Genomic DNA, 23,868 nt, shown 5'->3' with positions numbered 1-23,868 from the left:
AAAGCAGGCGGACAGCAAAATGACATTGAATCTCACAATGCCCGGGCATGAAGATCTGAAGCCTCGTATCACCGTTTTTGGTGTTGGCGGCGCAGGCGGCAATGCCGTCAATAATATGATTGAAAAGCAGCTTGATGGCGTCGATTTCGTTGTGGCGAACACCGATGCGCAAGCACTGAGCCAAAGCAATTCAGACAGCCGCATCCAGCTGGGTGTCAAAGTGACCGAAGGTTTGGGCGCAGGCGCAAAACCCGCTATCGGGTCAGCGGCGGCAGAAGAAAGCATCGAACAAATCGTTGATCATCTGGCAGGCGCACACATGTGCTTCATCACCGCTGGTATGGGTGGCGGCACCGGAACCGGCGCAGCCCCGATCATCGCACAAGCCGCCCGCGAACTGGGCGTTCTGACTGTTGGTGTTGTCACCAAGCCGTTCCAGTTCGAGGGCGCCAAGCGTATGCGTCAAGCCGAAGAGGGCGTTGAAACTCTTCAGCGCATGGTCGACACGCTGATCATCATTCCAAACCAGAACCTGTTCCGTCTGGCCAATGAGAAAACCACCTTTACCGAGGCGTTCTCAATGGCAGATGACGTTCTGTATCAAGGTGTTAAAGGCGTGACGGACTTGATGGTTCGCCCTGGTCTGATCAACTTGGACTTTGCTGACGTTCGTGCCGTGATGGACGAAATGGGCAAAGCGATGATGGGAACCGGTGAGGCTACAGGCGAAGATCGCGCGATCCAAGCCGCTGAGAAAGCAATTGCCAACCCGCTGCTGGATGAAATTAGCCTGCGTGGTGCACGTGGTGTTCTGATCAACATCACCGGCGGTCCGGATCTGACACTGTTCGAATTGGACGAAGCGGCCAACCGTATCCGCGAAGAAGTGGACGGCGACGCCAACATCATTGTTGGCTCGACCATGGATGACCTGACTGAAGGCGCGATGCGCGTCAGTGTTGTCGCCACCGGTATTGATGCCAGCGATGTTCCTAGCGACATGCCTGTTCCACGTCGCAGTCTGGCAGAGCCGCTGAAACAATCTATCGAAGCCGAGCAAGAAGATGTTACACCAGCTGCTGTTGCTGCAGAGGTGGAGCCAAATCTTTTCGCAGAGGTCGACGAGAGTGAAGTCGGATCAAGACAGCCAGCAGAAGATATCTTTAACCCAATGGGTTATGATGAAGATGTGGCTTCTGATGATGCAGAAGAAATGCCTGCACCGGCCTACACACCACAGGTTGCGGAAGCTACTACCTCGGATCATTTCGAGGAAGAGTTGGACAGCTTCATCGCGCCTAAGCCGGGCACACCGTCACCAGAAGCACTGGCACGCCTGCAAGCCGCTGTGAACAATGCACCTGCACGCAATGCTGAACCACAGCAACGTACAGAGGTACGGCAAAGCGAAGAGCCGGCTGAACGCCCACGTTTTGGCATCAATTCTTTGATCAACCGAATGACCGGCCAAGGGGCGGAAGCTGAGCAAGCCTCGGTTCGTCAGATGCGCCAACAGCCACCGGTTCAAAGTGCGCAGCCACAACGTGAGTCGCAAGATGACACGGATGAGCAGATTGAAATTCCTGCTTTCTTGCGTCGTCAGGCAAACTAAGCTTCAATAGTATTATTGAAAAAGGGCCGCAATTCGCGGCCCTTTTTCTATGTAAAACAGTAAGATAAATACTGGATCGGCAGAAAGCTGCTTACCTTGTTTCGGCTGTGTTTCAGGCCGTAGCAAAGATTGAGTTGAGCGTAGACCGTCCCAGCTCTAAATCTCTTTCACCAAACAACGAGGGCACACGCCCAAGGGGCTATATTGCAAACGACGATTAAATCTTTGGTGACTTTTGACGGTGTTGGCCTGCACTCAGGTGCTCCGGTAAGAATGAAGATTCTTCCGGCGATGCCCAATAGTGGTATCACTTTTCGTCGTGTTGATGATGTAACCGGCAATCGCGATCTTCCGGCGTTGTGGCATATGGTTCAGCAGACCCCGTTGTGCACCCGTCTTGTAAATGATGATGGTGTAACAGTTTCGACCGTTGAACACATCATGGCTGCTATCGTGGGTTGCGGTGTGAATAATGCCGTTATTGAAGTGGATGGCCCTGAAATTCCAATTCTCGACGGTAGCTCGGCAGCTTTCGTTCGCGGGATCTTGTCCAAAGGCCTGCGTGAAATGCGTGCGCCTTTGCAAGTCTACCGTATCACTGACACGGTCGAAGTACGACGCGGCGAAAGTTGGGCGCGGTTTACACCTGCGGATCGTTTGCTAATCGATTTCAGCATTGAATTCGAAGACGCTGCTATTGGCGCTCAGAAAAAAACACTGGATATGTCTAACGGTAGCTTTGTGCGTGAGCTGTCCAACAGCCGGACATTCTGTCGTCAGGCTGATGTCGATATGATGCGTGCGCAGGGACTTGCCCTTGGTGGAACGCTGGAAAATGCGGTAGTGGTAGATGGTGATCAGGTGTTGAGCCCGGGAGGCCTGCGCCACAAGGATGAAGCCGTACGTCACAAGATGTTGGATGCATTGGGCGACCTTGGCATGGCTGGCGCACCGATTCTTGGCCATTATGAAGGGTTCCGTGCAGGCCATTCCCTGACCAACGAACTTCTTCGCACCATGTTTGCTAACTCTGCATGCTTCGAAAAAGTATCCTGCACCACTGAAATGGCTGCAAAACTGCCTGGTGCAGGGGTGCATTGGGGTGAAATTCCGGAAGTCGCCTGATCGTGACTTAATTTCCACCAAAGACATTTTGCACCGGAAATTTATGTGCTAGATCACTATCAGATCGGGGTTGTCCCCGCGGTGAAACTGAAATGGGTTCGAGCATGAAATTCGGCACGCTCCGAGCAAAGCTTTTAACTGGTGTTATTGTTTCTGTTGCTCTGGCAGGATGCTCAGGCAGCATTGATAACAAAGTTGAACGCGGCGACGTAAACTACGAAGAATTCACAGCAGAGCAGATCTACGAGCGTGCTGAATATGATTTGGCACGTAATGATCCGGATCTGGCGGCCAGTGTATTTGCCGAGGTCGAACGGCTTTACCCTTATTCTGAATTGGCGAAGCGCTCTGTTATCATGCAGGCCTTTTCTTATCATCAGGCCAAAGATTACGAAAACAGCCGCGCTGCGTCCCAGCGTTTCATTGATTTCTATCCCACCGACGAAGATGCTGCCTATGCGCAGTACTTGCTGGCGCTGAGCTACTATGATCAGATCGACGAAGTCGGCCGCGATCAGGGTTTGACCTTTCAGGCACTGCAGTCCCTGCGTCAGGTGATTGAACTGTATCCAGACAGTGAATATGCCCGCGCGTCGATTCTAAAATTTGATCTGGCCTTTGACCATCTGGCAGGCAAAGAAATGGAAATCGGACGCTATTATTTGCGTCGCGACCATTACGGCTCTGCGATTAACCGGTTTCGGGTTGTGGTCGAAGATTTCCAGACCACCAGTCACACGGCCGAGGCGCTACACCGTCTGGTCGAAGCTTATCTGTCGCTGGGGCTTTATAATGAGGCGCGAACTGCCGGCGCCATTCTGGGCCACAACTTCAAGGGCACCCAGTGGTACGAAGACAGTTACGCTTTGCTAACCGGTCAAGGACTCACGCTTGAAGCTGCAGGTGACAGTTGGCTTCGCCAGGTTCATCGCCAGATGATCAAAGGCCAATGGCTCTGATCCGAAGGTAGGAACTGCTATGCTCAGGGGCCTCGATATTCGCGACATGCTGATTATCGATCGGTTGGAACTGACGTTTCAACCGGGGCTCAATGTGCTAACCGGTGAAACCGGGGCAGGAAAATCTATCTTGTTGGACTCTTTAGGCTTTGTTCTGGGTTGGCGGGGGCGCGCCGAATTGGTGCGCAGCGGTGCCGAACAGGGCGAAGTGCAGGCTTGGTTTGATCTGCCCGATGACCACCTTGCTCGGACGGTCTTGGAAGAACACGGCTTGCCGGTCGAAGATGAGCTGATCTTGCGCCGCATTAACACTCGTGAAGGCCGTAAGACAGCTTGGGTGAATGATCGGCGTTGTTCTGGCGAAGTGCTGCGCAAGCTGTCTGAGACCTTGATCGAATTACATGGGCAGCATGATGACCGTGGCCTGTTAAACCCAAGTGGCCACCGCAACCTGTTGGACAGCTTTGGCCAGCTGGACGATCTGCGCGCTGAGACCCGTAAATACTGGCGTGATCTGGCGCAGGCGCGCAGGCAATTGCAAACTGCCGAAGCCGCACTGGAAGAAATTCGCGTTGAGGAGGATTTCTTACGTCATGCCGTGGCTGAGCTGGACGCGCTTGATCCGCAAATTGGCGAGGATGAAAAGCTTGATACAGAACGCCGCTTAATGCAGGGGGCAGAACGGATCCGAGATGACGTTGCCAAGGCGCAAAGTGCTTTGGGCTCTGATGGAGCTGAAGGCGCGGCGACCGATGCAATGCGCTGGCTTGAAGGCGCGGCAGAAAGTGCCGAGGGCATGCTGGATGAGGCGCTATCGGCGCTGTCGCGTGCCATGGTAGAGTTGGACGAAGCGGCCGGATCGGTTTCGCGTTGTCTTGAACAGCTGCATTTTGACCCAGCTGAATTGGAACACACCGAAGAACGACTGTTCGCCATTCGTGCGATGGCCCGCAAACACGAGGTTCAAGCAGAAGAGTTACCGGGATTGACTGTTGAATTGCGTCAAAGGCTGAATCAGTTAGAGCAGGGCGATGCCGACCTCAAAGCTCTGGTAGCCGCTGTCGAGGCTGCGCAACGTAGCTATTATCAAGCCGCTGAAACCCTCACACAAGCTCGTAAATCAGCTGCCAAGGCGCTGGATAAGGCCGTGACAGATGAACTTGCCCCGCTGAAAATGGAACGTGCCGTTTTTGAAACTGCATTTGAGGTGGCTGAAGACGGCCCCGAGGGCCGTGACGCGGTGACTTTCCGTGTAGCCACCAACCCCGGCGCGCCGTCTGGTCCGCTGGCCAAGATCGCATCGGGTGGGGAACTCAGCCGCTTTTTGCTGGCGCTCAAGGTCTGCCTGGCGGGTGACGAAGGTGCAATCACCATGATCTTTGACGAGATAGACCGAGGTGTTGGCGGGGCCACGGCAGATGCTGTGGGCCGTCGTCTGGCACAATTGGCCGGACAGGGGCAGGTTCTAGTGGTGACACACTCGCCACAGGTTGCAGCCCTTGCTGCACATCACTGGCGGGTCGAAAAACGGGTCGAGAATGAGATGACCTTATCTACTGTCAAGCCATTGGATTCCAATGATCGGATCGATGAAATTGCTCGCATGTTGTCAGGCGATCGTATCACCGACGCCGCCCGTGCGGCGGCAACGGCGTTGATGTCAGCTTAGATTCTTATGAATCGGGTTTGGAGCGTTAAGGCGTGCTGTTCCATATGTCCCAATGCAGATGCCAGACACCACTAGCATCCGTCTTCCAAACGATGACATATTTGCCGCCGGCCTGCACCATCCCACCGTTCCCATCGGGTGCCATCAGCGTGAAGGCTCCAATTTCGTTTGCCGACGCGCCCATATCCTCAAGAGTGACGGTTGTCAGGGTTAGTTCCTTAACCCCGGCATCAATGTAGGCTTGCCAAATGCCTTGAATAGCTTCGCGCCCTTCAAGGAGAGGGGCGTCGGGCGCAAGAACAGTTGCGTCCTCAGTATAATGCGCGGCAACCCCAGCCGCATCACCGCTGTTAAATGCGGCTTTAAATGTTTCATTTCTGGCGGCGATGTCTTCAACCGTTCCAGCGTGGACAACATAGGGCGACGATGCAACTATGACCGCAGCTATTGTTTGGGTAAAAAGTCTCATGACTTTTCCTTTCAAATTAAGATGCTCAAAATAACTGCTTAGAAAGATCTGCCCCGCAATGAATGTAGCATACTCATACCTCTCGGCAAAGAAATCTGCTTTGACGTGCGAGGGTGGTTGTAATTGCCCCGTTTGGATGAGACGCCCACCGTTGTTCCATCTGCGTATGAAATGTGGCGTCAACACTCTGTGACAAATCAGATATATTTGCCTCATTAAGTTGAAACGGTCGGCACATCACCCTTAGTGGGCAGCAAGTCAATTGAAATGGAACCCGAGAAGGATAATTATCGTGGCTTCAGTATCTAATAATTCGCGCTCTATCAGAGCAATCCCTGCGCTTAATGCGCATACACTGGGTCTCATGTTTGTCGCAGGCTTCTTTGCGACCAATGCATTCGACCTGTGGGGGCAGATGATCAGCCCCAGCTTGGGCTTTGCAAACCTGTCGCCTCATGGATTGGCCAAAAGCCTGTTGGGTAGCCTTGGTTTGCCGAACGGGGACTTTGCTGGGTATTTTGTGCATTTCTACCTGGTTGGCTTGATTGGCTATCCGATCGGATGGCTGTTCATCTTTGCACCGATCTGGCGGCGCATCATGGGGGCAAAAGGTTGGCTCATTCCATCCGTGATCTATGGCTTTGGTCTTTGGGTCTTTGCCATTGGCGGAATAACCACAATTGCTGGATTGCCGTTTTTCCTGAACTTTAGTGGAATTGTCTGGGTCGCCTTGGTTGGGCACGTGCTCTACGGGATTGTTCTGGTCGCGGTGTTGCGGGCCATTGGCCGGTAACGCACCTTGCCGCCTTTGAATGCAAAAACGGCCCTCACTGAGGGCCGTTTCGCGTCTTTTTCTACGATGCTTAAGCCGAGGCATCCTGTGGGATGCGCAGCTGCTGACCGGGATAGATTTTGTCAGGGTGGCTTAGCATTGGCTTGTTGGCTTCAAAGATCTCTTCGTAACGCGCACCATTGCCAAGTGCCGCAGCTGAGATAGCCCAAAGCGTGTCACCTTTTTGAACTTCGTGGAACACTGGATCTGCACCACCGGCATTATCCTCTACGGCTGATACGCCTTCAAGGTTGCCTACGGCCATGATGATCTTTTCCTTGGCTTCCTGACTGGCTGCCTCGCCGGATACTTTGACCACGTCACCAACGACATCGATGGTAAGGCCTGATGTATCAAGGCCGAGGTCGGTGATTTCCTGTGTCACAGCATCGGCTTCGGGTTCGCCGCCGCCAAAGACTGATTTTCCGGTGTCTTTCATGAAACTCCAAAGGCCCATATTCCATCTCCTGGTTGAGTGTTTATGCGAGCATAATTGGCAAATTAACCGGGGCGTGGAAGGGGAATTTTTCTCAGGCGGCCTCACCATCGGTGAATTGTAGCCGAGCGAGTCGCGCGTAAAGCCCGCCCTCAGCCACGAGGGTGTCGTGGGTGCCTTGAGCGACGATGCGACCTTGATCCATGACGATGATCCGATCCGCCTTTTTCACTGTGGCCAGACGGTGGGCAATGATCAGGGTTGTGCGGGTCTTGGCCATGTCTTCAACGGCACTTTGCACCGCGCGCTCGCTTTCAGCATCAAGCGCTGAGGTGGCCTCATCCAGGAGCAACACTGGCGCGTCTCGCAAAATGGCGCGGGCTATGGCGATGCGTTGCTTTTGGCCACCTGACAGCATCACACCGCGTTCGCCGACATAACTGTCATAACCGTCGGGCAGGGCGGTGATGAACTCATGTGCTGCGGCGGCGCAGGCAGCTTGCTCGACCTCGGCGTCGCTAGCATCCATACGGCCAAAACGGATGTTTTCGCGGGCCGAGGCGGCAAAAATCACTGGGTCTTGAGGGACCAATGCCATGGCCTGACGGAATTCATGACGCGCCATATCAGACAAAGGCACACCATCCAGACTGATCTGGCCCTGCGAGGGATCGTAGAACCGTTGCACCAGTTGGATAATACTGGTTTTCCCCGCGCCAGAAGGCCCAACAAGGGCGACAGTTTCACCGGGTTTGATATCTAGTGTGATCTGATCTAGCGCGGCGACCTCGGGGCGTGAAGGATAGGAAAAACAGACGCCATCGAAATGGATTGCACCACTCACATGGGTGGGCAAGGCTTTTGGCAGTGCGGGGTCCCGAACCTGGTCTTCGGCCTGCAGCAAATCAATCAGACGCTCGGTTGCCCCAGCGGCGCGTTGCAATTCGCCCCAGATTTCAGACAGCGCTGCAACCGACCCCGCAACCATGATCGAATAGATCACGAATTGAACCAGCGCGCCTGCGCTCATGGTTCCATTGCGGACATCCAGTGCACCGATCCACAGCACCCCAACCACGCCGGTGAAGACCAGAAAGATTACAATGACGGTCATCAGCGCACGCACTGTGATACGTTTACGGGCGGCGTCAAAACTGGCTTCGGTCACCGTATCAAAGCGTTGCCGTGTTGCGCCCTCTTGCGAAAAGGCCTGAATGGTTTGCAGGCTCAGCAGCGCTTCGGATGCATTGCCCGAACTGTCAGCGATCCGGTCCTGATTGATCCGGCTGAGAACACGCAGGCGCCGTCCAAGTGTAAGAATTGGCACAATCACCAAAGGCACAATCAGCAGGACAAGCCCGGCCAGTTTGGCCGAGGTAAACAGCATCAAAACCAGCCCGCCTAAAAAGATCAGAAAGTTGCGTAGAGCAATAGAAACTGATGAGCCGATCACTGACAGGATCAATGTTGTATCTGTGGTGATGCGCGAGATGATCTCTCCGGTCATCACCCGCTCGTAAAATGTGGGGCTCATGGTGATGACACGAGCAAAAACTGCCTTGCGGATATCGGCCACGACCCGCTCGCCCAGCCGGGTGACCAGCGCATAACGCAGGCCCGTTCCCACGGCCAGAAGGCCCGCAATGCCGATGGCCGCAGTAAAATAGAGGTTTAGCAAAGCGCTGTCATGTGCGTTGAAGTTGTCAATCACCCGACGCACTGCCAGTGGAAGCGTCAATGAAACGCCTGCCGTCAGCATTAACGCCAATAGCGCACCTAAGGCCAGAATGCGGTAGGGGCGGATAAATGGCCAAAGGCTGGACAGTGCCCCGATCCGCTTCGAGGTGTCACGTTGCTTGAGCTCTGCGTCTGCCTTGGCTGTGCGCACGGTGTTCTACCTTCTGTTTTATGCTGCAGCGTTGTTTGGCGATCACAAGCCGCGGGGTCAAGAGGACAGTTTGACCACATGCGGTGTGATGAGGTGAAATTTCAATAAAGGCCGTAGATTTGTTGTCAAATGCAGCGCTGGCATCCGGATGTTGGCGACGAAATAGGTCGACCTCCGATGAATTTTCGAGGCACCGCTACCAAAAGAGTCTGGAAATCAAAGGGAAGCATGGTACGCTCCTTGATAGAAATACATCTGAATAAAGCCGAGTTAAGTATGAAATTATTCAATATTATTGCCCCTAAACCCATCCATCATTCCCTTCGCCGTGCTGTGTTGTCCTTGATTGGGGCTGCTGGTCTTGGTCTTTGCGCTTCTGCAAGTTTTGCGCAAACGCAAGGCAGCGCAACACAGGTGGACATCATAAAGACTGCCAAGGTCATCAGCATGCGTGACCTTTATGCGCGCTCCTTATTTCAATACATCCGATCCAATCCTGCGGTCTGGGATGATCCGAGTTTTTACGTGAATTTCTTGATCTACATTATGTCACACGATCCGCAATTTAATTGCGATGCAGCGTTTTCCAGCGAATTTGAGCGCAGGGATTACTTTGTGAAATCTTTCGAACTTAAGGATCAAATTAGATCCGTTGTGGCTGGGGTAGATATTCGTTCACGTTTTGATGTGATGTACACAATCGACACCGGAGAATATGCATTTTCGACCGGTGCATTGCCTCTGACAAATGTCCGTAGTGTGCAAAGCTCACATCCTATTTCTGGCACCATAAATGAACAAAGCGGCGTGCAGTATTGTGCTCAACGTGCTTTGCAAGGGACGTCGGTCAACGCGAATGAATTCCCCTGGCGCTTCAACGTTGTTGACGAAAGTGGCCAACGTCATTCAGGAAATTCCTTTCCATTCGGTGCCACATTGACCCTGCCGGAAAACGATGCGCGAACTCTATTTAATACGTTTGGGCGCCAGCTGTATGCAATCGTTAGCTACAATGTACGGGCTGCCAATAACGGTGAACGCATGATCCAGGTGTTTCCAACGGATGGGCAGCTTTTTGGTCTCTCATCCGAGGCGGTGGTACGTGTGGAAACCTATACCCATCCGAGTCAAAGCGCTGCGGATTACCTGAAATTGACTGCACCATTGAGCATTGAGACCTTGGGCGTCAAGCAGGCTTTGACCGCGCAGTTTCAGCAACAGGGGTTCCGGGCTGTGGGCAAAGGCGAGTTGAACTCGCCCGGCTCAGATATTACCGGCCCTAGCGTTACCAATATTACCGGTTCAGCTGCGGTTGGAAACTCGACCTTTGTACTACAGATTTCAACGCCGACCAAAGAAAGCAAAGCTATTGATGGCACGGTCAAGAAAGTCGCGGATACGGTTGTTACATATTACGGCAGTGTCGATTATGAAAAGGCAGCAGGTGGCGTGTTGCCAATTTCTGGTCAGGCACTTGTTCAGAAGAATAAACTGGGCCAAGCCCAGCCTGAAGAACGTTGGGAAAATTTCAGCGGAACATTGACGAAGGTGGAAGCAACCGCACAGCAGGCCTCTGAATAAGAGGCTTATTCGCTGCCCAGTTCAAACACGTCCAGGCCGCCCTGCGAGGCGGTCTGATTTTGATTGGCTTCAGTCGCAGTGTCTGTCACTTCTGCCTGATCAGTTGTAGACCCACCGACTTGGAATAGCTCCGCCATTGATGACTGTTCAGAATTTTCGGGTATCTGGGCCGCATTTATTGAACTGGTGTCGCTGGTTTCTGCCTGATCAGCATCAAGCGAGAAGACATCAAGGTTGCTTTGGGGTTGTTGGGTCGTTGCGGTTGCATTGCCGGTTTGTTGCGATGCATCGGCGGGTTGAGGGCTCGCGGCAAATACATCTAATCCGCTTTGTGATTGCCCCTGCGCTGCTTCGCCGCCTTGTTGTTGCTGGTCGGTGCTTCCGGTTTGCGTGCCTCCGAACATGGCTGCGGCCTCATTTGATTGTGTCGCAGATTGTCCAGATTGAGGGGCGCCGAAAACGTCGCTTGCCTGTTGCTGACCTGAGCCTGTCGATGGCTCGTCAAATACACCAGATCCCCCATGGCCTGAGCTGGCTTCCTGCACGAGATGAGCAGGGATTGGTGTGTTGGATTTTTGCCCGGCCAGTACCAGTGCTTTGAGCGGAGATGTCTGATAGGGGTCATGACCATTTTGCGTCAGAAAGCTTGAAACCGCATTGGCGGTGCCCTTGCCTGCTTGCCCGTCAATCGACCCAAAATAATAGCCCAGTTTAGCGAGGCTTTGTTGCAGCAAGCTTACTTCATTTGGGTTGAGCTGGCGGTCCGGATTGGCCTGCGTAAAGGCATTCCCAGACCCTGCCGCAGGTGCGACACTGACCAGATGATTGAACTGAGGACGTGTCAGAGCACCCGTTTGAGAATACCCCATGGCCCCCTGAAAACGAGTGATTGCTGCACGGGACTTTTTGCCCAGAGCGCCATCAGCAACTCCGGCATTATAACCCATGGCATTCAGCGCATTTTGTATCTGAATCCGCTCGCCACGTGAAAACCCACTCTGCGTTGATTTTTTTTTGGTTCCTTTAGAATCCTTTTGGGTGTTCTTTTGCGTATTGCTCTGTTTTTGACTTTGCTTCGCGCTCTCAAGGATAATGAGACCAACCGCACCTTTCGCAAGATCATCTTTCCAATCTGCTTGGGCAATCGATGGCAACGCTACCGACAGGGATAAAGCGATGACGATAGAAGGTTTGATGCGGGTCCCCATTATATTCTCCAAAATCAATCGTTCAATTTACGTATCTCAAGAGGCAATAAATATTTCTATATATCTTGTTGGTAATGGTTATTTTCGCGGCTCTGACTATAAAGTCAACTGTGTATGCCGTTGGGATCATCATTCCTGGAAAACAGAAGGTCTGAGAACCCTATACGACTTGCACGCATAGTCGCCTAGATATGGTAAAGTACAGATCGTGGGCTGTGCATCCCTAGTTGGTCAGAGCCGGTTAGAATTTGCCTAAGATTAAATTAGGTATACTTTACTTTATCTGACGGGCCCCGCGTAGTTACCTGCGACTCAGCAAGAGACTTCCCTGTAGGTGGCTGGCCCAAGATGAAGCCCGCGCCGCACATCTAACACCACGCTTAAAGATGAAAGGTTCGTCATGGCCAAAGATCACATCGATGCCGTTGAGGCGTTGCGCGCAAATACCGCTGTGCCATTCGAGCAAGCCCGCGCCATGCCGCCCGAGGTCTATACCTCACTCGATTTCATGCAAAAGGAACTGGATCAGGTCTTTGCCAAGGACTGGTTCTGCGTGGGCCGCGCAGATAGCCTTAAAAATCCGGGTGATTACACCACTGCCAAGCTGGCCGAGCAGCCGGTGATGGTCATTCGGGATCGTGAGGGTAATCTGCAGGCGATGTCAAACGTTTGTCTGCACCGGATGTCGACCCTGCTGCACGGCAAGGGCAATACGCGGTCCATCGTCTGTCCTTATCACGCCTGGACGTATAACCTTGATGGTTCCTTGCGGGGTGCGCCTGCGATGACCCTGAACGAAGGCTTCTGCAAAGATCAGTACAAGCTGCCCAAAGTTCGTTGCGAGGAATGGCTGGGCTGGGTGTTCATCACTCTAAACGTTGATGCCCCACCAGTGGCCGAGCAACTGGCGCAGGTCGAAGAGCTGATCGGTGGTTATGATATGACTAACTATACCGAGGCGTTCTATGAAGAGCACGTCTGGGACACCAACTGGAAAGTTCTGGCCGAGAACTTCATGGAAAGTTATCATCTGCCAGTCTGTCACGCGGGAACCATCGGTGGCCTGTCCAAGCTTGAGGACATGATCTGCCCTCCGGGTCTCCCAGCTTTCAACTACCACACCATCCTCAAGGAGGAATCGCTGAAAATTGCGATGGCGCATCCCAGCAATACGCGCCTGCAAGGTGACGAGCGCCGCACGACGTTCTTATTGGCGATTTACCCAAGCCTACTGATCACACTGACGCCCGGATACTTCTGGTATCTGTCGCTGCATCCTGTGGCCCCGGGCAAGGTGCATATCCGTTTTGGCGGCGGCATGTCGGATGATTACAAAGATGACGCAGATGCACAGCAGAACTTTGCCGATCTCAAGACTTTGCTGGATGACGTGAACGTTGAGGATCGTGGCTGCACCGAGAAAGTGTTCAACGGGATCAGCTCTGGCATGGCAAAACCGGGTCACCTAAGCCACTTGGAGCGGCCAAATTATGATTTCGCACAGTATCTGATGGCGCGCGTCGACGCAGATAGTTGACGAGAAAGACAGGACAAAGGGAGGATACCATGCCTGAGATTGCAGAACTTCGGAGCACATTGCAGGACCTTGCAGCCCTGCCAAAAGATGGCCCACGTGGATTGCCGGGGGTGTTTTATACCTCGCAAGCCTATTTCGATTGGGAATGTGAGCATGTCCTGAAAGATGGCTGGCACTGTTTAGGCCGGGTGGACGAGGTGCCGGAACCCGGCGACTTCTTTACCATTCAGGTCTTGAAAGAACCGCTGATCGTTGTGCGAGGCGATGATGATGAAATCCGCGTTCTGGCCAATGTCTGTCGCCACCGCGGCATGCCGTTGGCCGAGGGGCAGGGCAACGTTAAACGTTTCATCTGTTCCTACCACGCGTGGGCTTACGGTCGCGATGGTGATTTGTTGCGCGCACCACGGATGGAAAATTCGAGCTTTGATTCAAAATCATGCAAGCTGCATGGCTATGCCGTCACGATCTGGCGTGGTTTCATCTATTGCAACCTGAACCCGGTTGCGCGCCCCATGTCAGAGGCCGAGGCTCTGGATACGCTGGTCGCCCCTTACGAGTCGGAGAAATTCCGCCTGGTGCATTCTGCGCAGGAAACATGGAAAACCAACTGGAAATGTTTGGTTGAGAATTTTATGGAAGGGTATCACCTCTCGGTGGTGCATCCACAGACCTTGCACGGCTACACCCCCACGGGCATGGCCAAAAAAGCCGCCAGCGGCCCGGGCTTTACCAGCTACAATGCGAACTATCCCGAGGCGACGGAAACCCGTGGCCATGGCGCACCAGACCTGAGCGAGGCCGAGCGCCGCCGCTCCAGTCTGTTTGCCCGTTTCCCCAATCAGGTGGCCAGTCAAGCGGCGACATTGCTGGTGTCATTGATGATCTTCCCACGTGGCCCTGAAGAGATCGAGGTCAAATGGACCATGTCGACCTACGGCGATGAGCTGGACGATGCGACCATCGCACAGCGCATTTCGCTCTGGGAAGATGTGAACCGTGAAGACCGCGAGAAATTGGAACGCATGCAGGTGTCCCTCAATTCTGCCCATGCAGAATCTGGCCCACTGGCAGGGGATGACTACGAAGGCACAGTGCACGACTTCCTGCTGTGGTTGGCCGAAGAAGACCGCCAGTACGAGCAATCACTGGTCGCAGCGGAGTAAACTCTGCAAAACAGCTTCTTGCCCGGAATCAAGCGCGCTAGCGTACCGGGCAGAGCCTGACCGTCTTGTTGCATCAGAGGCGCGCCGTTTGTAGTTGGTATGCCTCTTACGTGCCGGCGGGCTCTTTTGTGATGTTCGGTGATTTTTCAAATGCCGGACGTGCTTTGATAGATAAAGCGTTTCTTAGAACAGGGTTCGACGCCCACCCGCGGTCAGGCTTTGCCCGGCACAGGTGATCCGCAAACAAAAACGCCGCTGGCATAACCCGCGGCGTTTTCTTGTCCCTCGATGCGACTGGCTTATTATGCCAAGGCGCCTTTCGCCTGATCGACGATGGCACCGAACGCTTCTGGTTCGTGTACGGCCAGATCGGCCAGAACTTTGCGGTCCACTTCAATACCAGCCAGTGACAGGCCGTTGATGAAGCGTGAGTACGTCAAAGCTTCGTCGTGGCTGCGGACGGCGGCGTTGATACGCTGGATCCACAGAGCACGGAAATTACGCTTGCGCGCCTTACGGTCGCGGGTTGCGTATTGGTTGGCTTTGTCGACAGCCTGACGCGCTACCTTGAAGGTATTTTTGCGACGGCCATAGTAGCCTTTGGCGGCTTTGACGACTTTTTTGTGACGGGCGTGGGTAACTACCCCACCTTTAACGCGTGACATATTTCAAATTCTCCTTAGCCGTAGGGCATCATCGACTTGATGATTTTCGCATCAGGTTCGCTGAGTGTGGTGGTGCCGCGTGCATTGCGGATGAATTTGTTGGTGCGTTTGATCATCCCGTGCTGTTTACCAGCTTGGGCTGTCTTAACCTTGCCGCTTGCGGTAATCTTGAACCGCTTTTTACAGCTTGATTTAGTCTTCATCTTAGGCATTTCCGGCTCCTCTTTGGTCGGTAGGGAACGCGCGACTCGGCATGCCAAGTTGGCCGGACGCGCGGTAGGAAGCTGCCCTATACGCGCTTGGTCCTTAAGGCGCAAGGGCAGTGTTGTCTTATTTTATTCACCGTCGTCAGGTTCATTGGGATAGATCAGGCTTTCCTGACATGGGGCCACCCGCAGAATGTTTGTGGTGCCCGGCACATTGAACGGCACACCGGCGGTGACAACGATCTGGCTTTCTTCGGTGGCATAGCCATGAGAACGGGCCGCACGGGCGGCGCCAATGACCGCATGTTTGAAGCGACCCAGCTCCTCGCTCATCACGCAATCCACACCCCAGCTCAGCGCCAGACGGCGGGCGGTGGTGCGCAGGCTGCTGAGCGCCAGAATTGGCACCTGTGGGCGTTCACGCGCAATCAGCAGGGCCGTGGTGCCCGATTGCGTGTAACAACAGATTGAGCTGATATCGGTGGCTTCGGCGATCTCACGCGCGGCAGAAACGATGCCCTCGGCCACAGTTGTGCGTTCAACCTTGCGCGATGCCATGATCACCTCGCGATAGGTTGGATCGGTCTCAACCTCTCGGGCGACATTGTCCATAGTGGTGACAGCTTCCACCGGGTAGCTGCCCGCGGCAGATTCCGCCGATAGCATAATGGCGTCTGAGCCTTCATAGATTGCGGTCGCCACGTCACTGACTTCGGCGCGGGTGGGCATCGGGCTTTCGATCATCGATTCCAACATCTGCGTGGCCACGATCACCGGTTTTGCAGCGGCACGACATTTGCGAACCAGACGTTTTTGAATGGGCGGCACGTTTTGCACCGGCAGTTCAACCCCCAGATCACCACGGGCCACCATGATGCCATCAGATACGGCAAGGATGTCAGAGAAGCTTTCAACGGCCGATGGTTTTTCAATCTTGCTCAGAACAGCCGCGCGGCCTTTCACCAATTCGCGTGCTTCCTCAACATCCGAAGGGCGCTGCACAAAGCTAAGCGCCAGCCAGTCCACACCCAACTCGCAAACAAACTCCAGATCGGCACGGTCTTTGTCTGACAGAGCGGCCAATGGCAGCACCACATCAGGAACGTTCACACCTTTACGGTTCGAAATCGTACCACCAATGACCACTTCGGTCTCGGCGAAATCTGAGCCACAAGTCGTGACGCGCAAGCGGATTTTACCGTCATTAACCAGCAGGCTAGCGCCGGGTTCAAGGGCTGCGAAAATCTCAGGGTGGGGCAGGCATGCGCGGGTTGCATCGCCCGGTGTCTCATCCAGATCAAGGCGGAATGCCGCGCCGGACACCAACTCTTCGGCCTCATTGGCAAAGGTGCCAACACGCAGTTTGGGCCCCTGAAGGTCAGCCAAAATCGCAATCGGGCTGTCCAGCTCATCTTCGATCTGGCGGATGATGCGGTGTTTCTCTGCAATAGAATCGTGGCTGCCGTGGCTCATGTTCAGACGAAACACATCAGCGCCAGCCTCATGCAGTGCACGGATGCTTTCATAAGTCTCAGAGGCGGGGCCCAATGTGGCGACGATCTTGACGTTGCGGTGGCGTCTCATGGCAAGTCTTTCTTGATGTATTTCACCGCTGGCATGCGCGGCGGTACGGCTCTTGTCAACAGTTCAGCGTGTTCTGTCACAGAAATTTCGTTAACGCTAACGTTTTTTGTGATACCGCCACCTGTTCACATCTCGGTAAAACTGTCCTAGAGCAGAAAGAATGAACGTACAAAGCGCTATGACCTACCAACCATACTTCATCGACGGGGCCGACCGCCCCACCCGTTGGCTGATCACCTGCGATCATGCCTCGAACTATGTGCCCCCCTTTGTCAGTGGTGGCGATCTGGGCATTTCACCCGAGGATATGGCCCGCCACATCGCCTATGATGTGGGTGCGGCTGGCGTCGCGCGCGAGCTGGGAAAGCTGTTGGATGGGCCGGTAATCTGTTCGAACTTCTCACGTCTGGTGATTGATCCCAACCGGGGCGAAGATGACCCAACGCTGTTGATGAAGCTCTATGATGGCACGATCATTCCGGGCAACCGTCGCGCAGATGAAGCCGAGCGCGAAAATCGCCTGAACAAATGCTACCGCCCGTATCACACTGCACTGGCTGAATTGGCCGGTCGCCGCGATGATACTGTGATTGTCTCGATGCACAGTTTCACGAAGGCATTAAAAGGCAAGGGCACGCGTCCTTGGCATGTCGGAGTGCTTTATGCCGCCGATGAACGTCTTTCGGTATCGTTGGTCAAACGATTGGAACAAGAGGGTGATCTTTGCGTCGGCGCAAATGAACCTTACGGTGGCCATCTGCCCGGTGATGCGATTGCGCGGCATGGGATCGCGTACCAGCGGCCCAATACCCTCATTGAGCTGCGCAATGATCTGATTGAAACCGAGGTAGACCAGATCAATTGGGCGCGCCGTCTGGCACCGGTCCTGAAAGCGGCTGCGGCTGACGATGGCGTATAAGGGAGCGACACATGCCACATCTGATACTCGAACACTCGGCTGATCTGGGGCAAGGCCACGACCTGCAAGCACTTTGCGATACTATGTGGGAACTTGTCGTGGCACACCCGTCGGTCACGGGCCCTGAAACGGTGCGTGTACGTACCATTGCCGCGACCGCCTCGCGCATCGGGGTGGAACCGCAAAGTTTTGTCCACGCCACGCTTTTGCTTTTGCCTGGGCGCAGCGATGAAGTCAGGCAAGACATGGCGCAGATGGTGTTGGATGCATTGGACAAAGAAATGCCTGAGATCGGCAGTATCAGCGTCCGCCTTGATGACTTGAACCCGCCCTACATCAAACGCATCTTGTAAGCAGAGAAGGAGAGACCTATGGACGAGCAAACCCGGATCGAGCTGGAAGCTGCCGCCTTTCGCACCCTGCGCGCGCATCTGATGGAAAAACGCACCGACGTGCAGAACATCGACATGATGAACCTGACAGGCTTTTGTCGTAATTGCCTAAGCCGCTGGTATCAAGAAGCGGCCGGTGAGCGCGGCATCGACATGTCCAAAGATGAGGCGCGCGAGGCGTTCTATGGCATGACCATGGCCGAGTGGAAATCTAACTATCAGACCGATGCCAGCCCGCAGCAGCAAGAGGCGTTCAAAACGTCTTTTGCCGAGAATGTCGGCAAAGACGGCTAAAACGCAACCCTAGCATTTCGGCACATAGATCTGTGCGGTATCGCCCCTCGACATTCCCGTCTTGGGGCGTATTCATGCGCATATGACAACAGATGTAACAGCGCAGCCTCTTAAAGGCGTTTTCTGGATGGTAACGACCGGCCTGCTGTTTGTCGGTGTTTTGGCTTTGGTCAAATCTATGGGCACCCGCATTCCGGCGGCCGAGGCGGCGTTTTTGCGCTATTTTTTGGGGTTGGTGTTTTTGATCCCGATGCTTGGGCCTCTTAGGGCGGCAAATATGGATCGAATGTCGCTGGGTCTGTTCACAGCGCGCGGGCTTGTGCATACCTTCGGAGTGGTGGCGTGGTTTTTTGCCATGGCGCGCATTCCCATCGCGGATGTGACTGCGATGAACTATATGGCCCCGATTTATGTCACGCTGGGGGCCGCGGTTTTTCTGGGCGAGAAACTGGCCTTTCGCCGGATGGCTGCCATTGGCGTGGCCCTGATCGGCGCGTTGATCATCCTGCGCCCGGGGTTTCGCGAGATCGGGCCGGGCCATGTTGCGATGATCTTCACGGCGATTTCCTTTGGTGGCTCCTACCTCTTGGCCAAAAAACTCTCGGATCGCTACAGCGCGGCCATCGTTGTGGCGATGCTGTCAATTGTGGTGACCGTTGGCCTGGCTCCTTTGGCCGCGATGAACTGGGTTACACCGAACGGAACTGAGCTTTTGATACTGTTCGGTGTTGCCGCGTTGGCCACTGGCGGTCACTATGCCATGACACTGGCCTTTCGCGCGGCTCCGCTGGCCGTGACACAACCGGTCACATTCCTACAGTTGGTCTGGGCGGTGCTGATGGGCATGATCTTCTTTGACGAAGGGATCGACCCTTATGTTGTCTTCGGTGGCCTGCTGATCGTTGCTGCGATTAGCTTCATCAGCTGGCGTGAAATGGTGCTCAAACGCCGGGCCATCACACCGGACGTGGTCGCGACAAAGGTCTGATTGCTTTAACCAAGGCCTTTTCGCGGAATTGGTCGCGCGATCACTCTGAAATAGTACAGGGCGTGCCCTCTATTGCTGGATACCTTCCAGATAAAAGAGAAGGCCCGCCAGCGCGCGAGGCGTAGGTGTCAGGACATTGTCAATCTCAATAGGTACAAGATCCAAGGCCATGTCTTCACCGAATTCAGGCATGACACGTGTTAGGTGGCTTTTTTCCGGGTTGCCATAGATGTAGCTTAAGGCACGTGCTTTTGGAAAATCGCCACCGTTTTGTGCGCTCAATGTCGTCAGGTTTGGTGGCGGGACGGGTAAACCACTTGCTGCTGGGCCAGATCCTTGAGCATCAGAACCATGACAAGACGCACAATTTTCAGAAAAGAAAGCGGCACCATCTGCACGCGTGGGCATCTCGTTGCTGTTGTCCATGCTGCATGCGGTCACCAATGTGATCCCCATTCCGATGATAAATAAACTTTGATTGATGCTGCGCAAAACGGCCTCCCTCGTTTTGGGTACCATCCTAGGCATGATATGCCTTCGCTCCTTTGATTTGTGTCAAACTAGAAGTTGCCAGCTTGAATGGCGGTACGGGGAGCTATCTGAGCCATCATGATTGGTGGGTTTGCAACGTCAGGCTGACGGCACTTGCGCGCCGCCAGCCCTTGGTCCCTGTTGGACCTAAGCCTGTTATGGGTCAGGCTTCCTTGTCTTCGCGTTTGGTTAGCGTGACATCCAAAGACATCGGCTGCCCTCCGCGAAAGATCTCGATCTGTGCGGTCGTACCCGACTCTTCTGAGGCAACAACACGTGTCAGGTCGCGCAGTTCCTTGATGTCGGTTTCCCCGAACTTCAGGATCACATCGCCGCGTTCCAACCCGGCACTGGCGGCAGGGCTTTCATCAAAAACATCCGCGATCATCACACCTTCACCAGATTGCAGTCCCAGCACATGAGCAATTTCCTCGGACAGGGGTTTGATCTGAACGCCCAACCAGCTGCGGTCAATCTCACCGTCATCTTGCAGGTCTGCAACAATGGTGGTTACCAAATCAGATGGCACGGCAAATCCGATCCCAACCGACCCGCCATCAGGTGAGAAAATCGCAGTGTTTACGCCGACCACTTCACCGTTCATGTTGAACAACGGCCCGCCCGAGTTGCCCCGGTTCACCGCCGCGTCGGTCTGAATGTAATCATCAAACGGTCCCGAATTGATGTTGCGTGACTTGGCCGAGATAATCCCCGAGGTCACCGTTGCCTCCAGCCCGAATGGACTGCCGACTGCGATGACCTCTTCGCCGACGCGCATGCTGTCTGATGATCCGAAAGCAACGGCATCATAGCCATCCCCTTCGATATCAAGCAGCGCAATATCGGTGAGGGGATCTGAACCGATAACTTGCGCGTCAACCTCTGTGCCGTTTTCCAACGTGACAGAAACGGTTTCTGCATTGGCGATGACGTGGTGGTTGGTCACGATCAATCCGTCCTCAGAAATCAGGAAACCTGATCCAACGCCTTGTGTCGGGGCTTGCCGCTGCGGGGCAGGGATCTGACCACCGAACTGTTTCATGAACTCCTCAAAACGTGGATCCATTTGCGCCGTGCTGGATGCGTCCGAAGTTTGTGCCTTGGTCGTGACCTCGACAAAAACAACGGCAGGGCTGACGTCTTCGACGAGATCGGCAAAGCCGCTGCCGATTGGAGCCGCAGCCATGGCCGGGGTGATGGCGGTTACGGCGATAAGGGCTGCAAGGCCTGTGCCCGTTGTCTTGCCTGAAAGTTGCATATTTTAGTCTCCTACTTGGGTGTGATCCCCAGATAGGTGCGCCTGTTGTCCTGCACTTCGCGCCAAATATAACTTTTGTTAAAGTGGTGATTTTTTCCAAATGAAAACTTAAGGGCTACGATTGGCCCGTGTGTTTTGGGCTGTCGCGATCGATGTGATTTATAAAACGGGCCCGATGGTTGCGATGACGTTGTACCAGATGCGCTTGTGGTAAGGGCAATTCAGCACATCTGTCCGAGTTACTGGGGCGGAGCGCCCTATATAATCCTGCTGGCGTTCATAGATGGCCTGCGTGGTCTTGCTGTCTTGCAGTATGATGTTGTTTTCATAGTTCAAATCGAAACTGCGCAAATCCAGATTTGATGATCCGATCAGGCTGATTTTGCCGTCTATGGTCAAGGTCTTGGCATGCAACAACCCGTCCTTGAACTCATGAATTTCACATCCGGCCTCAAGCAGCTTGCGATAATAGCTTCGGCTGGCCGCAGAGACGATCCAACTGTCATTGTTTTGTGGGAAAATCAACGTGACTTTGACCCCGCGATACCCAGCCGCACAAAGCGCCTCAAATACCGTGGCGTCAGGGACAAAATAAGGGGTGCTCAGGGTTAACTCATGCTGGGCGCTGGCGATGATATTGGCGAACATCTGTGGCGTGGCGCTGCGCCGCTCAGTTGGGCCATCGCCCATGACCTGTGCCGGAAAACCGCCCTCAATCGGCTCCGCAATCAGCGGAAACTGCTCCAATCCCTCACCGGTGGCTTGCATCCAGTCACTGGCAAACAGCAACTGGTTTTGCGCTACGACCGGGCCTTCAAAACGCAACATGATGTCGATCCACGGTGCGTATTTTGCTTTGACCAGAAATTCAGGATCAGCTGAATTGCGGCTGCCGCAATAGGTGATGCAGCCATCAATCACAGTAATCTTGCGGTGATTGCGCAAATCCAAACGGCTGGTCAAGACGGTACGAATGGGATTGTCCAACGGTAAAGCCACGGCCAGGTGAACACCGGCTTGTTGCATCTGATCCCAAAGTCCGGATTTAACCAATGCGCGTGAACCTAATCCATCGGCCATGGCCCGGCAGGTCACCCCACGTTGTGCCGCGCGGATCAAAGCCTGCGCTAGGTCGGTGCCGGTTTTGTCTTCCAGCCAAATGTAATACAGTACATGCACATGATCTGTGGCGGCATCGATGTCTGCGACCAGACGTTGACGGGTTTCCCCTCCGTTGGCCATCAGCTCAGCTTGATTTCCTGTCACAGGGTAAAACCCGTTTATTGATCCGATATAACGAAAAGGTGCTCGGTAGAGCGGATCAATGAGTTTTTCGATCTTGTCCTCGCGGCCCATATATTCAGCTGCTTTGCTACGGATGTTATCAAAGACCGCGTGATGGCGTTTCTTGGCGCGATGACCGAGGTCAACCTCTCCGAACAGGAAGTAAATAGCACTACCGGCATAGGGCAGGACATTGAGGATAATAAACCAAGCCAACCTAGCCGGCGGCGACACATCTTCGCGCAGGAGAATACGGATCATGAAGGCGGTGACCAACGCCAGATGTAGCAAGACGAGAATGATCAATGTGCAGTTTCCTTTAAGTCAAAATCCATAACAATCGGCAGATGGTCAGATGCATATCGGGAATTACGTGACTTATGCACCCACGATCGGGCCTGTTGAACCGCCCCCCGCAGGGCAAAGCGGTCCAATACTGCCGTAGGGCGCGAAGCATGAAAGCTGGGGCCTGGGGTCACAACTTCAAAAGATTGTTCGAAACGGCCCAAGTCAACTTTCCATTCGTTGAAGTCCCCGGCGACGATTGTTGGGCTTTCCATATGCTGCGCATGATTGGCAATTGCTGCCATCTGTTTGCGCCGCATCCCTGGCGTCAATCCCAGATGCACACCGTAGACCGTCAGAGAGGGGAGGGTGAATTCAACTGCTACCACCCCGCGCGGTTCGACCGAGGGCACATCAAGACGCACGGTTTTTGCCACGGAAAGATCGCGCCGATAAAACACTGCATTACCGTGCCAACCATGACTTTGCGTTCTGAGCCGCACATCTGCCAATTCAAGCCTCAGCTCTTGCGCCATTCGTTCCAACGGCAGAACACCAGCCCGCTCGCCAATGCGTTTGTCAGCCTCCTGCAGTACGACGATATCTGCCTCGATCTCGGCTAGCACATCCACCACCCGATCTGGATCACGTCGCCAATCCAGCCCGAAACCCTTGCGGATGTTATAGCTGGTAATACGCATCAGTTGTCAGATACTTTTTGATATTGGCCTGCGCGTATATATGCGAATTCCCGATACAGTTTGATTGTCGGGCGTAACCCAAACAAAACTGAACCAACTAAAAATAACCAGGTTCCAACATATGTTGTTGCTTCACTAAAAAATAGAATGCTGCCAATGACAAAGAGAGCTGCCGCAGAAAAATCAACAATAGTGTATGCCAGTTCGCAATAGGCGTAGATGGCTTTATGTCGCTCGCTGAACGTATGGCTGTCAGGGTTGAAAATCTTCATGTGATGT

General features: G+C 54.0%; 24 protein-coding genes. 12 read left to right on the top strand and 12 right to left on the bottom strand.

All coding sequences use genetic code 11. The features are described 5' to 3' along the window. The first annotated feature begins 19 nt into the window (after window positions 1-19). From ftsZ to recN, 4 genes are all read left to right on the top strand, one after another. Window positions 20-1,612: a cell division protein FtsZ gene (gene ftsZ, locus D9A02_RS15805; RefSeq protein ID WP_120501859.1), complete on the top strand. Its 1,593-nt coding sequence runs from the start codon at window positions 20-22 to the stop codon at window positions 1,610-1,612. A 204-nt stretch (window positions 1,613-1,816) separates the two neighbouring features. After that, window positions 1,817-2,737 carry a UDP-3-O-acyl-N-acetylglucosamine deacetylase gene (gene lpxC, locus D9A02_RS15800; RefSeq protein WP_120501858.1) on the top strand — a complete coding sequence of 307 codons (921 nt, stop codon included), beginning with the start codon at window positions 1,817-1,819 and terminating at the stop codon, window positions 2,735-2,737. A gap of 104 nt (window positions 2,738-2,841) precedes the next feature. After that, the gene (locus D9A02_RS15795; protein WP_120501857.1) at window positions 2,842-3,696 is read left to right on the top strand and encodes an outer membrane protein assembly factor BamD; all 855 of its coding nucleotides are present in this window, start codon (window positions 2,842-2,844) and stop codon (window positions 3,694-3,696) included. Between the two features lie 19 nt (window positions 3,697-3,715). After that, a complete protein-coding gene (recN, locus tag D9A02_RS15790; protein WP_120501856.1) occupies window positions 3,716-5,365 on the top strand; it encodes a DNA repair protein RecN in 1,650 nt (549 codons plus the stop codon). A 25-nt stretch (window positions 5,366-5,390) separates the two neighbouring features. Here recN and D9A02_RS15785 read toward each other — a convergent pair whose 3' ends face one another. Continuing rightward, window positions 5,391-5,834 carry a DUF4440 domain-containing protein gene (locus tag D9A02_RS15785; protein ID WP_162933102.1) on the bottom strand — a complete coding sequence of 148 codons (444 nt, stop codon included), beginning with the start codon at window positions 5,832-5,834 and terminating at the stop codon, window positions 5,391-5,393. 292 nt (window positions 5,835-6,126) lie between these two features. Between D9A02_RS15785 and D9A02_RS15780 the strand changes: the two genes are divergently transcribed. After that, window positions 6,127-6,627 carry a hypothetical protein gene (locus D9A02_RS15780; RefSeq protein WP_120501854.1) on the top strand — a complete coding sequence of 167 codons (501 nt, stop codon included), beginning with the start codon at window positions 6,127-6,129 and terminating at the stop codon, window positions 6,625-6,627. A gap of 70 nt (window positions 6,628-6,697) precedes the next feature. Here the strand turns inward: D9A02_RS15780 and lysM are convergent, their stop codons facing one another. After that, complete coding sequence (gene lysM, locus D9A02_RS15775) at window positions 6,698-7,123, bottom strand: peptidoglycan-binding protein LysM (protein ID WP_120501853.1); 426 nt, start codon at window positions 7,121-7,123, stop codon at window positions 6,698-6,700. A 73-nt stretch (window positions 7,124-7,196) separates the two neighbouring features. Continuing rightward, window positions 7,197-8,990, bottom strand: a complete 1,794-nt coding sequence (locus D9A02_RS15770) for an ABC transporter transmembrane domain-containing protein (RefSeq protein ID WP_120501852.1) — start codon at window positions 8,988-8,990, stop codon at window positions 7,197-7,199. A gap of 228 nt (window positions 8,991-9,218) precedes the next feature. On the opposite strand from D9A02_RS15770, the gene D9A02_RS15765 reads away from it, so the two are divergent. Continuing rightward, window positions 9,219-10,571 (top strand): hypothetical protein, encoded by a 1,353-nt coding sequence (locus D9A02_RS15765; RefSeq protein WP_162933101.1) that lies wholly within the window; start codon window positions 9,219-9,221, stop codon window positions 10,569-10,571. A gap of 5 nt (window positions 10,572-10,576) precedes the next feature. Here D9A02_RS15765 and D9A02_RS15760 read toward each other — a convergent pair whose 3' ends face one another. Then, window positions 10,577-11,779 (bottom strand): peptidoglycan-binding domain-containing protein, encoded by a 1,203-nt coding sequence (locus D9A02_RS15760; RefSeq protein WP_120501850.1) that lies wholly within the window; start codon window positions 11,777-11,779, stop codon window positions 10,577-10,579. Window positions 11,780-12,179: 400 nt separating this feature from the next. Here D9A02_RS15760 and D9A02_RS15755 point away from each other — a divergent pair, with 400 nt between their 5' ends. Both D9A02_RS15755 and D9A02_RS15750 read left to right on the top strand, forming a co-directional pair. Then, the gene (locus tag D9A02_RS15755) at window positions 12,180-13,316 is read left to right on the top strand and encodes an aromatic ring-hydroxylating dioxygenase subunit alpha (protein WP_120501849.1); all 1,137 of its coding nucleotides are present in this window, start codon (window positions 12,180-12,182) and stop codon (window positions 13,314-13,316) included. 29 nt (window positions 13,317-13,345) lie between these two features. Continuing rightward, window positions 13,346-14,482 carry an aromatic ring-hydroxylating dioxygenase subunit alpha gene (locus D9A02_RS15750; protein ID WP_120501848.1) on the top strand — a complete coding sequence of 379 codons (1,137 nt, stop codon included), beginning with the start codon at window positions 13,346-13,348 and terminating at the stop codon, window positions 14,480-14,482. 302 nt (window positions 14,483-14,784) lie between these two features. Here the strand turns inward: D9A02_RS15750 and rplT are convergent, their stop codons facing one another. The 3 genes from rplT to pyk all read right to left on the bottom strand — a co-directional run bounded on the left by rplT (window position 14,785) and on the right by pyk (window position 16,937). Continuing rightward, complete coding sequence (rplT, locus tag D9A02_RS15745; protein WP_120501847.1) at window positions 14,785-15,147, bottom strand: 50S ribosomal protein L20; 363 nt, start codon at window positions 15,145-15,147, stop codon at window positions 14,785-14,787. A gap of 14 nt (window positions 15,148-15,161) precedes the next feature. Then, complete coding sequence (gene rpmI, locus D9A02_RS15740; protein ID WP_120501846.1) at window positions 15,162-15,359, bottom strand: 50S ribosomal protein L35; 198 nt, start codon at window positions 15,357-15,359, stop codon at window positions 15,162-15,164. 123 nt (window positions 15,360-15,482) lie between these two features. Beyond that, window positions 15,483-16,937 carry a pyruvate kinase gene (gene pyk, locus D9A02_RS15735; protein ID WP_120501845.1) on the bottom strand — a complete coding sequence of 485 codons (1,455 nt, stop codon included), beginning with the start codon at window positions 16,935-16,937 and terminating at the stop codon, window positions 15,483-15,485. Window positions 16,938-17,115: 178 nt separating this feature from the next. On the opposite strand from pyk, the gene D9A02_RS15730 reads away from it, so the two are divergent. The 4 genes from D9A02_RS15730 to D9A02_RS15715 all read left to right on the top strand — a co-directional run bounded on the left by D9A02_RS15730 (window position 17,116) and on the right by D9A02_RS15715 (window position 19,530). Continuing rightward, complete coding sequence (locus tag D9A02_RS15730; RefSeq protein ID WP_120501844.1) at window positions 17,116-17,856, top strand: N-formylglutamate amidohydrolase; 741 nt, start codon at window positions 17,116-17,118, stop codon at window positions 17,854-17,856. Between the two features lie 11 nt (window positions 17,857-17,867). Beyond that, window positions 17,868-18,209, top strand: coding sequence for a 5-carboxymethyl-2-hydroxymuconate isomerase (locus tag D9A02_RS15725; protein WP_120501843.1), 342 nt, complete (start codon window positions 17,868-17,870; stop codon window positions 18,207-18,209). Window positions 18,210-18,227: 18 nt separating this feature from the next. Then, window positions 18,228-18,542: a DUF1244 domain-containing protein gene (locus D9A02_RS15720; protein WP_120501842.1), complete on the top strand. Its 315-nt coding sequence runs from the start codon at window positions 18,228-18,230 to the stop codon at window positions 18,540-18,542. Between the two features lie 82 nt (window positions 18,543-18,624). Further along, a complete protein-coding gene (locus D9A02_RS15715) occupies window positions 18,625-19,530 on the top strand; it encodes a DMT family transporter (protein WP_254054648.1) in 906 nt (301 codons plus the stop codon). 69 nt (window positions 19,531-19,599) lie between these two features. Here D9A02_RS15715 and D9A02_RS15710 read toward each other — a convergent pair whose 3' ends face one another. The 5 genes from D9A02_RS15710 to D9A02_RS15690 all read right to left on the bottom strand — a co-directional run bounded on the left by D9A02_RS15710 (window position 19,600) and on the right by D9A02_RS15690 (window position 23,861). After that, complete coding sequence (locus D9A02_RS15710) at window positions 19,600-20,022, bottom strand: cytochrome c (RefSeq protein WP_254054647.1); 423 nt, start codon at window positions 20,020-20,022, stop codon at window positions 19,600-19,602. Between the two features lie 202 nt (window positions 20,023-20,224). Further along, a complete protein-coding gene (locus tag D9A02_RS15705) occupies window positions 20,225-21,319 on the bottom strand; it encodes a trypsin-like peptidase domain-containing protein (protein ID WP_120501841.1) in 1,095 nt (364 codons plus the stop codon). A 159-nt stretch (window positions 21,320-21,478) separates the two neighbouring features. Beyond that, window positions 21,479-22,909 carry a cardiolipin synthase gene (gene cls, locus D9A02_RS15700; protein WP_120501840.1) on the bottom strand — a complete coding sequence of 477 codons (1,431 nt, stop codon included), beginning with the start codon at window positions 22,907-22,909 and terminating at the stop codon, window positions 21,479-21,481. Beyond that, window positions 22,906-23,589 carry an endonuclease/exonuclease/phosphatase family protein gene (locus D9A02_RS15695; RefSeq protein ID WP_120501839.1) on the bottom strand — a complete coding sequence of 228 codons (684 nt, stop codon included), beginning with the start codon at window positions 23,587-23,589 and terminating at the stop codon, window positions 22,906-22,908. The genes cls and D9A02_RS15695 overlap by 4 nt, the downstream gene beginning before the upstream one ends. Beyond that, window positions 23,589-23,861 (bottom strand): YrhK family protein, encoded by a 273-nt coding sequence (locus D9A02_RS15690; RefSeq protein ID WP_120501838.1) that lies wholly within the window; start codon window positions 23,859-23,861, stop codon window positions 23,589-23,591. The genes D9A02_RS15695 and D9A02_RS15690 overlap by 1 nt, the downstream gene beginning before the upstream one ends. Window positions 23,862-23,868 lie beyond the last annotated feature (7 nt).

It is taken from the genome of Roseovarius sp. EL26 (assembly GCF_900327775.1).
Lineage (GTDB): Bacteria > Pseudomonadota > Alphaproteobacteria > Rhodobacterales > Rhodobacteraceae > Roseovarius.
This window is presented reverse-complemented; position numbering and strand designations above follow the sequence as displayed.

Excerpts from the sequence above, each read along its gene's own strand:
- ftsZ (WP_120501859.1), top strand. The coding sequence starts at position 20 with ATGACATTGAATCTCACAATGCCCGGGCATGAAGATCTGAAGCCTCGT.
- D9A02_RS15795 (WP_120501857.1), top strand. The coding sequence starts at position 2,842 with ATGAAATTCGGCACGCTCCGAGCAAAGCTTTTAACTGGTGTTATTGTT.
- recN (WP_120501856.1), top strand. The coding sequence starts at position 3,716 with ATGCTCAGGGGCCTCGATATTCGCGACATGCTGATTATCGATCGGTTG.
- D9A02_RS15785 (WP_162933102.1), bottom strand. The coding sequence starts at position 5,834 with ATGAGACTTTTTACCCAAACAATAGCTGCGGTCATAGTTGCATCGTCG.
- lysM (WP_120501853.1), bottom strand. The coding sequence starts at position 7,123 with ATGGGCCTTTGGAGTTTCATGAAAGACACCGGAAAATCAGTCTTTGGC.
- D9A02_RS15765 (WP_162933101.1), top strand. The coding sequence starts at position 9,219 with ATGGTACGCTCCTTGATAGAAATACATCTGAATAAAGCCGAGTTAAGT.
- D9A02_RS15760 (WP_120501850.1), bottom strand. The coding sequence starts at position 11,779 with ATGGGGACCCGCATCAAACCTTCTATCGTCATCGCTTTATCCCTGTCG.
- D9A02_RS15755 (WP_120501849.1), top strand. The coding sequence starts at position 12,180 with ATGGCCAAAGATCACATCGATGCCGTTGAGGCGTTGCGCGCAAATACC.
- D9A02_RS15750 (WP_120501848.1), top strand. The coding sequence starts at position 13,346 with ATGCCTGAGATTGCAGAACTTCGGAGCACATTGCAGGACCTTGCAGCC.
- rplT (WP_120501847.1), bottom strand. The coding sequence starts at position 15,147 with ATGTCACGCGTTAAAGGTGGGGTAGTTACCCACGCCCGTCACAAAAAA.
- rpmI (WP_120501846.1), bottom strand. The coding sequence starts at position 15,359 with ATGCCTAAGATGAAGACTAAATCAAGCTGTAAAAAGCGGTTCAAGATT.
- pyk (WP_120501845.1), bottom strand. The coding sequence starts at position 16,937 with ATGAGACGCCACCGCAACGTCAAGATCGTCGCCACATTGGGCCCCGCC.
- D9A02_RS15730 (WP_120501844.1), top strand. The coding sequence starts at position 17,116 with ATGACCTACCAACCATACTTCATCGACGGGGCCGACCGCCCCACCCGT.
- D9A02_RS15725 (WP_120501843.1), top strand. The coding sequence starts at position 17,868 with ATGCCACATCTGATACTCGAACACTCGGCTGATCTGGGGCAAGGCCAC.
- D9A02_RS15720 (WP_120501842.1), top strand. The coding sequence starts at position 18,228 with ATGGACGAGCAAACCCGGATCGAGCTGGAAGCTGCCGCCTTTCGCACC.
- D9A02_RS15715 (WP_254054648.1), top strand. The coding sequence starts at position 18,625 with ATGACAACAGATGTAACAGCGCAGCCTCTTAAAGGCGTTTTCTGGATG.
- D9A02_RS15705 (WP_120501841.1), bottom strand. The coding sequence starts at position 21,319 with ATGCAACTTTCAGGCAAGACAACGGGCACAGGCCTTGCAGCCCTTATC.
- D9A02_RS15695 (WP_120501839.1), bottom strand. The coding sequence starts at position 23,589 with ATGCGTATTACCAGCTATAACATCCGCAAGGGTTTCGGGCTGGATTGG.
- D9A02_RS15690 (WP_120501838.1), bottom strand. The coding sequence starts at position 23,861 with ATGAAGATTTTCAACCCTGACAGCCATACGTTCAGCGAGCGACATAAA.